At 41.7% G+C, this 8,792-nt stretch carries 9 protein-coding genes; 6 read left to right on the forward strand and 3 right to left on the reverse strand.

Annotated features, from left to right (window positions below; genetic code table 11):
* Positions 1 to 98 precede the first annotated feature (98 nt).
* From R7040_RS03880 to vctC, 4 genes are read left to right on the forward strand one after another with little or no spacing between them, the layout of a single operon-like run.
* A complete protein-coding gene (locus tag R7040_RS03880; protein ID WP_064354718.1) occupies positions 99 to 1,007 on the forward strand; it encodes a siderophore ABC transporter substrate-binding protein in 909 nt (302 codons plus the stop codon).
* Between the two features lie 22 nt (positions 1,008 to 1,029).
* Positions 1,030 to 1,965, forward strand: a complete 936-nt coding sequence (gene vctD / locus R7040_RS03885; RefSeq protein ID WP_017820306.1) for an iron chelate uptake ABC transporter permease subunit VctD — start codon at positions 1,030 to 1,032, stop codon at positions 1,963 to 1,965.
* A complete protein-coding gene (gene vctG, locus R7040_RS03890) occupies positions 1,958 to 2,908 on the forward strand; it encodes an iron chelate uptake ABC transporter permease subunit VctG (protein WP_005376631.1) in 951 nt (316 codons plus the stop codon). Before vctD ends, vctG begins: the two co-directional genes overlap by 8 nt.
* A 2-nt stretch (positions 2,909 to 2,910) precedes the next feature.
* Entirely contained in the window at positions 2,911 to 3,666 is a 756-nt protein-coding gene (gene vctC / locus R7040_RS03895) for an iron chelate ABC transporter ATP-binding protein VctC (RefSeq protein WP_017635379.1), read from the forward strand.
* Between the two features lie 42 nt (positions 3,667 to 3,708).
* On the opposite strand, the gene cueR is transcribed toward vctC, so the two are convergent.
* Entirely contained in the window at positions 3,709 to 4,095 is a 387-nt protein-coding gene (cueR, locus tag R7040_RS03900; protein WP_005376627.1) for a Cu(I)-responsive transcriptional regulator, read from the reverse strand.
* A gap of 87 nt (positions 4,096 to 4,182) precedes the next feature.
* Positions 4,183 to 5,151 (reverse strand): helix-turn-helix domain-containing protein, encoded by a 969-nt coding sequence (locus R7040_RS03905; protein WP_064354719.1) that lies wholly within the window; start codon positions 5,149 to 5,151, stop codon positions 4,183 to 4,185.
* Positions 5,152 to 5,267: 116 nt separating this feature from the next.
* On the opposite strand from R7040_RS03905, the gene R7040_RS03910 reads away from it, so the two are divergent.
* Both R7040_RS03910 and R7040_RS03915 read left to right on the forward strand, forming a co-directional pair.
* On the forward strand, positions 5,268 to 7,274 hold the full coding sequence (locus R7040_RS03910) for a TonB-dependent siderophore receptor (protein ID WP_318095412.1): 2,007 nt from the start codon (positions 5,268 to 5,270) through the stop codon (positions 7,272 to 7,274).
* Positions 7,275 to 7,315: 41 nt separating this feature from the next.
* Entirely contained in the window at positions 7,316 to 7,597 is a 282-nt protein-coding gene (locus R7040_RS03915; protein ID WP_005376622.1) for a DUF2218 domain-containing protein, read from the forward strand.
* Between the two features lie 88 nt (positions 7,598 to 7,685).
* Here R7040_RS03915 and R7040_RS03920 read toward each other — a convergent pair whose 3' ends face one another.
* Entirely contained in the window at positions 7,686 to 7,937 is a 252-nt protein-coding gene (locus R7040_RS03920; protein WP_005376619.1) for a YgjV family protein, read from the reverse strand.
* Positions 7,938 to 8,792 lie beyond the last annotated feature (855 nt).

Genomic DNA, 8,792 nt, shown 5'->3' on the forward strand with positions numbered 1-8,792 from the left:
TAACTAATGTAAAGTACCTTAAATTTTGTTGAATGCATTAAAGAGTAGCGTTATATTGCGAACGCGTATGATAATAGATCTCATTAAGGCTTAACAAAATGAAAAAATTCGTCGGTGCGGCTATGCTGTCGTTATTTACTGTTTCTCCTTCTTTTGCTGCTAAAGTTGTGATTGACCACTACATGGGTCAAACAGAGCTAGAACAATCCCCAGAGCGTGTGGTTGTGATTGGCTTTGGCCCGCTAGATGCGCTGGACAACTTTGGTATCGATCCTGTTGCAGTATCTAACTCTTCTAATCTTCCTAGTTACCTTTCAAAATACAGCAAAGATAGCTACACCTCTGCGGGTAGTTTGTTTGAACCTGATTTTGAAACCATCTACATGCAAAAACCGGATTTGATTTTGGTTGGTCCGCGAGCGTCTGCGAAATATGAAGAGCTGAGTGAAATTGCCCCTACAGTTGTTTTTGCGGCGAAAGAGAACCAAGGCTATTGGGAAGGCACGCAAGCGCAATGGCGCAATATTGGTAAGATCTTCAATATCGAAGAAAAAGTAGAGCAGAAAATTGAAGCGCTAGATGCTCAATTCAAAGTAATCCGTGACTACAACCAATCGAACAAAAATGATGCATTAACGATTTTAAGCATGGGTGACAACATCAGCGCGTTTGGTGCCCAGTCGCGATTTGGCGTCATTTATAACGACTTTGGCTTCTTGGAAACGGTTGAGCACGTGAAAACGGGCACTCACGGAGATGTCATTTCTTATGAGTTTATTCGTGAAGCTAACCCGAAAAATATCCTCGTGGTTGACCGAAATTCTCTGACAGGTACGCCGGATAACGATATTCGTAAATCCATGGATAACGACTTAGTCAAAGCGACTGCGGCATATAAAAATCATAAAATCACCTATTTAGATGTGGACGCTTGGTACTTGTCGATGTCTGGTGTGACAGCAACAGAAAAAATGGTCAGTGAGATTAAGCAAACCGTTGAACTGTAATCCAAGATAGCAGAGGTTAACTTTGAAGAAGTTATTGCTAACCCTTGTGGTTTTAAGCACGGTTTCGTTATTTGTTGGGGTGGCAAACATGACACCCCAACAACTCTTTTCAGGTGATGAGAAAGCATTAGAACTTTTCTTTACCAGCCGTATACCACGTTTATTTGCCATATTGCTTGCTGGTGCTGGCTTGAGTATTGCGGGTCTTGTCATGCAGCAAATCAGCCAGAACCGATTTGCGGCACCTTCTACAACTGGTACGATCGAATGTGCCATGCTGGGCTATGTACTGAGCGTGGTTTTCTTTGGTAATGATAATCACCTTTGGCTCGTGTTCGGCATCTCGGTATTTGGGACGCTGGCGTTTGTTTTCTTTATTCAGCGCATTCAATTTAAGAGCGTGGTTTTTGTGCCACTTGTCGGGATTATTTTCGGCAATGTCATCCAATCCATGACTACGTTTATCGCTTACAAATATGATGCACTTCAAAGTCTGAATGCTTGGACAGTCGCAAACTTCGCCAACATCTTGCGTGGTGATTTTGAACTGCTGTACATCGCGGTACCAATGGTTATCCTCAGCTATCTTTTTGCCGCAAGGATCTCTGCCGTAGGTATCGGAAAAGATTTCGCGATTAACTTGGGTTTGAATTATCAGCAGGTTGTGACGATTGGCGTGCTATTGGTGTCCATCATGTCAGCAAGTGTCGTGATGATTGTTGGCCAGTTGCCATTCTTAGGGCTGATTGTACCGAATCTCGTGAGTCACTTTTATGGCGATAACCTCAAAAAGAACATTCCGCTTACGGCCATGTATGGGGCCATTTTAGTGTTGTGTTGCGATTTGGTGAGTCGTTTAATTATTTTCCCTCATGAAATGCCAATCTCTATCGTGATTAGCATATTGGGTGGCGTGGTATTCATCGCAATGTTGTTGCGAGGTAAGCAACATGCGTGATTCAACGAAAATCCTGCTGCTAGGTGGCATTGCGATTCTTTTCGCGTGTCTGTTTATTGGTATTGGGCTAACGGCTGACAACTACCAATATTTTTTGTCTCGTAGAGTTCCTAAAGTATTGGCGATAGTGCTAGCGGGTGTGGCCATTGCTCAGTCTTCACTTGTATTTCAAACCATTACGCACAACCGAATTTTAACGCCAAGTATCATGGGTTTTGATGCGCTGTATGTGTTAACCCAAATTTTGATCGTGTTGATTTTTGGTGGGTTGAGTACCTTAGTTCTTAACTTGTACGTCAATTTCGCGATTGCAGTAATTGTAATGGTGTCGTTTTCGCTACTGCTGTTTGGGTTTTACTTTTCAAAAGGCAGCAAGAACTTGATTACGTTGCTATTGGTCGGCTTGATCTTTGGTCAGCTATTTTCCAATGCGGCGTCATTCTTTTCTTTGCTGATGGACCCAAACACATATGCAATTGTTCAGTCGAAACTGTACGCCAGTTTCAATAATGTCAAAGTGAACTTGGTTTACTTTAGTGCTCCGGCTTTGATGTTTGCATGTTGGTTGTTGTTTAGGATGCATCGCACTTTAGATGTGTTTTGGCTCGACCAAGACAATGCGAAAAGTTTGGGTGTTGATGTACCTAAAGTGACGAGAAATGTGTTTATTATCTCGGCGGTTTTGATTGCTATTTCTACGGCTTTGGTAGGGCCAATCATGTTCTTTGGTTTACTAGTGACCAACTTAAGCCGGGAAATGTTCCGAAGTTACCAACATAAAACGCTATTGGTCGGATGTTCGTTTCTATCCATCAGTTCACTACTTGCTGGGCAATGGATAATCGAAAATGTGTTCAGTTTTGAGACGACGTTGAGTGTCGTAATTAACTTTATCGGCGGTGCGTATTTCTTATACCTGCTGCTGAAAAACAAAGTTGTATAAATATGATAGTAATAGACAAATTAACGAAGGCTTTCGGTTCAAACAAAGTCGTAGACGAGGCCAATACTCAGTTTGAAAAGGGCAAGGTAACATCGATTATCGGTCCAAATGGCGCGGGAAAGAGCACGCTGTTATCTATGGCCTCACGCTTAACGGAGCGAGATGGCGGTAGTGTTATCATTGATTGCAAGGAAATCGCGGAATGGGACACAAAAGAGCTAGCGAAAAAACTGGCAGTACTTCGCCAAGCTAACTCGATTACAATGCGGTTTACCGTAAAAGAGTTAGTCTCTTTTGGTCGTTTCCCATACTCTAAAGGAAATCTGACTAAAGAAGATCATGAGGTCATAGAACAAGCGATCGACTACTTAGATTTGCAAGATATTCAAGACAAATACTTGGATGAGTTAAGTGGTGGTCAGCGACAGCTTGCATTTATTGCTATGGTGATTGCACAAGATACAGACTATGTCTTTCTTGATGAACCTCTTAATAACTTAGATATCAAACACTCTCTTCAGATCATGAAAGTTGTGCAGCAGTTAGCCCATGACATGAATAAAGCCATGGTGGTCGTAATTCATGATATTAATTTCGCGGCGTGTTACTCAGATGTCATATTGGCGCTTAAGAAAGGTAAAGTTGTTGCGAGTGGTGCGGTTGAAGAGGTTATTCAAGCGTCTACGCTAGAGGACATCTATGAAACGCCATTTAACATCATAGAGTTAAACGGTAAGCGCATGTGTACTTATCATTAAGCGAGCTAGTTCGTTTTTAACGAGATCAATAGATAGGCGGGCTTACTTGGTGAGCTCGTCTATGATTGGGCATCGGCTCTCTGCATCTCCAGGACAAGAAGAAACCCAACCTTCAAGTTGCGTTTTGATCTCCATGAGGTGTGCAATTTTTTCTTCAACCTCTCTCAGTTTGTCCATGGTTCTTGCTTTTACTTCGCTACTTTTGCGGTTGGGGTTATGAGCAAGTTGTACGAACTCTTTGCATTCTTGCAACGAAAAGCCTGCGCTTTTTGCGCGTGATACCAAGTTAAGCTCTTGAATATGATTATCTGAATATTCGCGATAGCCAGAGTCGCTACGCGCTGGTGGAGATATGATCCCTTTGTCTTCATATAATCGAATCGACTTAGATGAAAGCCCTGTGAGCTTCGCGACAGCACCAATATTCATGTTTAACCTCCATAACGTTTAAGGCGAGTATATACCGATGTTGTGGATAAGACACTCCTAAATAACAGTCAGTTACCTAGAGTCCCCTTACTCTTTAATCACTTCATGTGGTGGCACACCAAATGCCTTTTTGAAGGCATAAGTGAAGTTAGAAGGGTGGTGGTATCCGGCTTCATAGGCGGCTTCTGTTATCGTTACTAGGCCACGTTCCAAATGTTGCCTAGCAATCTCAAGACGTCGAAAACGAATGTAGCCGTTTATGGTCATATTAAGTGATTGTTTAAATCGGCGCTGCAGGTTTGAAACACTCATTGAGAATTGGCTCGCCAACTTTTCCAAGCGTAGTTCTTGATCAAGGTGAGTTTCAATATAGCTGACAATATCCTCAATCCGACCATCAATGTGTCGTTCAATACTGCTGTTTTTAGCACTGAAATTCTTAGGAATTTGCTTGGTGGCTTGATGTAATATTTGATAGATCAAGCTTTCGACTTCTAGCTTCTCTTGGAACTCTTGCGGTGTTTCTCTATTTGTTAACGTTTCAGCCAGTTCGCATAGCGTCTGGTTAAGCTCCAACTGTTGAAACGCCTGATGAGAGTTAAAAAAGGCTCGATGGCTACAATTTTGCTCAAGGCGGGCCTCTAGCCATTGGGGCTTAACCAATATGTTGATCTTATTAATGAGGTTATCTTTGAGCAGTGAACGACGAAAATTTGCAGGTTTGAGTAAGTTCACCACTACACCCTTAGGGCCGTCGCTCGCGTCTAAATCAAATTGCAAATCGTCGTAGCCAAACGAGAGTCTACCTTCTAAAAGAATAGTGACCAGCAGTGAGGCGTGTGCAGTAGAAACAATATTCGAATCAATAAGTTCTAGACAACGCCCGCCATGAACAAAAATTTGATCATTGTACTGATATGATAGGAACTTACCTTCGGCCAGTTGAGTTTGACAAGGTTGGCCTTGCGTGACAATCCATTGTTTCTCTGTCGCCTTTAGTCTTTGGGTTAAAGCTATCTTGGCAATTTTAGTTCGTTTTGTTGTAACTTCCTGCATTTGACACTTCCTCATAACACTTGTGCGATTTCGCATAACCAAATCGCCTTTGTATTTATAAAACTCATGCTTATTATACCTGAGAATTATTATCATTAATATTTAGGAATGAAGTTATGGAAAGCCCTGCTTGTTCACCTATCAAGCTTTCAAGCCTTTGCCTTGCAGTGGGAATGGCGCTATCAACCCCTGTTTTAGCTCAAGATACTGAGTCACATTTTGAAGAGGTCGTTGTATGGGGAACGAAAGTTTCCAGCAACACTGAGTCGATGTTTGCGGACGACATGTCACTGAAGCAAGCGGATCATATGTCTGATTTACTGCGCGATATTCCCGGTGTAGATGTTGGTGGAACACACTCTGTGAATCAACGTATTACGATTCGTGGTTTGAGCGAAACCGATTTGGACATTCGTCTTGACGGTGCTTCTCAGCATGCGAGCATGTTCCATCATATTGGTAACTTGACGTTGAACCCTGACATTCTCAAATCTGCGGACATTCAGGTAGGTAATAACTCTGTGACTCAAAACGGGTTAGGCGGTTCGGTCTACTTTGAAACGAAAGACGCTCGTGACTTACTTCGTTACGATGAAAAGTTTGGTGCGCGTGTTTATGGCGGCTATGCATCCAACGACAACCAACAAGGTTCGTTGACACTGTACGGACTTTTGTCCGAAAACATTGATGCGATGGTCTATGGCCATTACGTTACGCGTGATGATTTTGAAGATGGTAATGGCAATAAAACCTACGGTGCTGCAGGTGATGTTTACAACATTCTGGCTAAGCTGGGGTATGAACTAAATGACATCCATCGTTTTGAGCTCTCTTATGACATGTACCGAGACAGTGGAGATTACAGTCCGCGTCCTGATATGTCGGGTAGTGCAAATAATAGCCTTTCGAGCAAGTTACTTATCCCTACGGATTATGACCGCGATACCGTTACCTTGAGTTATGAGTTGCGAGGCGAACAACACCAAGGAAACGTCACTCTTTATAATACCGAGACAGAAATTAAACGTGACGAAACGGTGATGGCGCCTCGTTGGCCCTCGAACCGTTTATCAAAGAACACCGCCAAAAACCAAAACTTTGGTTTGAATGGCAAATTCCAGTCAGATGTTATGTTAGGTGAGTTTGATAATCGAGTCACTTATGGCTTCGACTACATGGATAAAACGTCTTCGAGTTACTACGGTAGTCGTAAGTTTATGGACGAATCGGCGATTTCAACCGCACTGTTTGTAGAAGATCAGTTCTTCTTCTCTGATGCCTTCTTTATTACTGCAGGTATGCGCTTTGATGATTACAAACGCAAAGCTGAGACAGGAAACAGTAATTATGATGATGTGACTTGGGCTCTAGCAGCAGAATGGACGGTGACGCAAGATTGGACGTTGTTTGCGAGTGCACGCTCTCTATTTAAAGGTCCAGAGCTAATGGAAACCTTTATTGCTTACCAAGACGTTGCATTTTTAGAGGATGGGTTAAAGCCAGAAACGGGATTGAACACGCAGGGTGGTGTTCGTTTTGATAAAACCTTTGATAAGCATTTCTTTGGGGCGAATATTACGGTATTCCAAACGGAAATTGATGATTACATTGCAGATCAGTACCAAAACGCGACTCAAACTTACCTGATTTACAACTTAGGTGATGTTGAGATTAAAGGCTTTGAAGCAAGTGCTTCTTATGGTTACGACAAGTTTAACAGCAAACTTTCTTACTCTAAGTCGGACACCAAAAACAAGAATACTGGTGGTCCTGTTGCTGGGGGCAATGGGCGTAGCATTGATATGGGTGATAGCATTGCTCTAACTTTGGATTACCAGTCAGACGCTTTAGAAACGATCTTCGGGTGGAACTCAATGTTTGTTCTAGAGGAAGACAACGTCTTTGATGGTCAGCCAAAGAAAGCAAGTTATGATGTGCATAATCTATACGCTCAATGGGTGCCGTCTGATATTGATGGGCTGTCGGTGACCTTTGGTATTGATAATGTATTTGACGAGTTGTACAGCTCTCATGCGTCTCGTTCGGGGACTGCACGTGGCTTCACGCTTGATGACTACGAGCCGGGTCGCAACTTCAAGCTCTTTGCAGCTTATCAATTCTAACAAGGTTCTTCATAGGACGTTTCAAAGTAACGAGTAAGTTCATGATTAAAGAAAGCACCCGAATAGATAGCGAACACGCTGACAAATACTTAGTGACGCTTTGTCGGCATTTTGGACGAAAAGTTCCTGCTACTTGGAATGAAAATAGCGGTTTGGTGACATTTCCGACGGGAAAAGCTGAGTTTAACCTTTGTGCATCTAGCTTAACTATAACCTGTGAGGCGGATTCAGAAGAGAAACTGAATACGGTGAAGGCGATCATTTCATCGCATGTGGACATGTTTTCTCGTCGAGAAACACTAGCACTTAGCTGGGTTCGTTAGCGCTCGTTTAAGGATGCTGTGATAGAAAGGGAATGTTAAAAGCAAAAGCCCGCAATCTTATGATTTGCGGGCTTTTATTGTTTGAATGCTATTGCGCTTTCTCAGGCTCTAGGCTTTTTTTTTCCTGCTGCATTTTTGCTAGGAAGTAGATGTTAACGCAAGCAATAAAACCGTTAGTTAGTACTACAGGCCAAGAATCAATCATTAGTCCGTAAGCAGTAAATAGCGCACAACCAATAAAGTTAAGGATACGAAGCTTAACAATATCTTTCATAGTTAGCGAAATAGCGACCATGATTGAAGCTGCATAACCTAAAATCTCAACCATATTCATGTCCATTTTTTGACCCTCTTAAAATCTGCCGAATTTTGTCGGTACCAATTCTTCTCATCTTGAGATTAATGAGGAAGCTCCATGCCTCGAATGGTCTTTTTTTGTTGTATGGACGCACTATATCAATGGAAAAACCGTGATAAAAGCCTCAAATCAAGGTTAAGAGAAGGTTAGCGATTACGCAAACGTTTAGGACTGGAATTACTGATAATTTTACTTATTGTGTTGATTGATAATAACGATGACATTAATAGCTCAAACACCATTGAAAGTAAGGGAATATTTACATATGATTGAAAATGATAATTATTTTCAAGTGCTGTGTTTATGTATTTTATTATTAGCTTGCTCGTGTTTTTTTTGCTGTATATCAGAACAAAACCGAACTCGTGGTGTGCGGGGATTCATATCGTAAGCCACTTTTTTATCGTTGCATTTTGTCCTGCAATTTATGTTGTTCAATATTTAATCGTTACGTTTTTTTCGTCACCGATATTGATTAAGATGTCATCACGCTCCGGTGTATACAACATTCTCATTGCTTTTCTTCCATTATTGATCGCAACCGGCAGTCTGGCGTTTAGCTGAATGATTTCATCTCTCTTCTTTTCTTAAAACAACTACACTTAATCAGAATAAGGTATTAATTTCATATAATTATTCGATATCTACGCGTCAGCACATGTGTCACATTTCTGTGACTACGAGTAAGTTTTACTTATGTTGCTTGGTAGTAGGGTATTTATCGATTGTTTAATGATTCAATACTTAGTTTAATCGTATAAAGGTGTGCAGTATGCCGCACTAAATTAATAAGAAATTATCTAAAAAGGTTAATGGGAAACGTAAGCCATTAGCGGA

It is taken from the genome of Vibrio sp. 1069 (assembly GCF_033340555.1).

What these genes read in the sequence shown, in the direction of transcription:
- R7040_RS03920 (WP_005376619.1), bottom strand. Translation starts at nt 7,937, where the DNA reads ATGGACATGAATATGGTTGAGATTTTAGGTTATGCAGCTTCAATCATG.
- vctG (WP_005376631.1), top strand. Translation starts at nt 1,958, where the DNA reads ATGCGTGATTCAACGAAAATCCTGCTGCTAGGTGGCATTGCGATTCTT.
- R7040_RS03905 (WP_064354719.1), bottom strand. Translation starts at nt 5,151, where the DNA reads ATGCAGGAAGTTACAACAAAACGAACTAAAATTGCCAAGATAGCTTTA.
- R7040_RS03910 (WP_318095412.1), top strand. Translation starts at nt 5,268, where the DNA reads ATGGAAAGCCCTGCTTGTTCACCTATCAAGCTTTCAAGCCTTTGCCTT.
- vctC (WP_017635379.1), top strand. Translation starts at nt 2,911, where the DNA reads ATGATAGTAATAGACAAATTAACGAAGGCTTTCGGTTCAAACAAAGTC.
- cueR (WP_005376627.1), bottom strand. Translation starts at nt 4,095, where the DNA reads ATGAATATTGGTGCTGTCGCGAAGCTCACAGGGCTTTCATCTAAGTCG.
- R7040_RS03915 (WP_005376622.1), top strand. Translation starts at nt 7,316, where the DNA reads ATGATTAAAGAAAGCACCCGAATAGATAGCGAACACGCTGACAAATAC.
- R7040_RS03880 (WP_064354718.1), top strand. Translation starts at nt 99, where the DNA reads ATGAAAAAATTCGTCGGTGCGGCTATGCTGTCGTTATTTACTGTTTCT.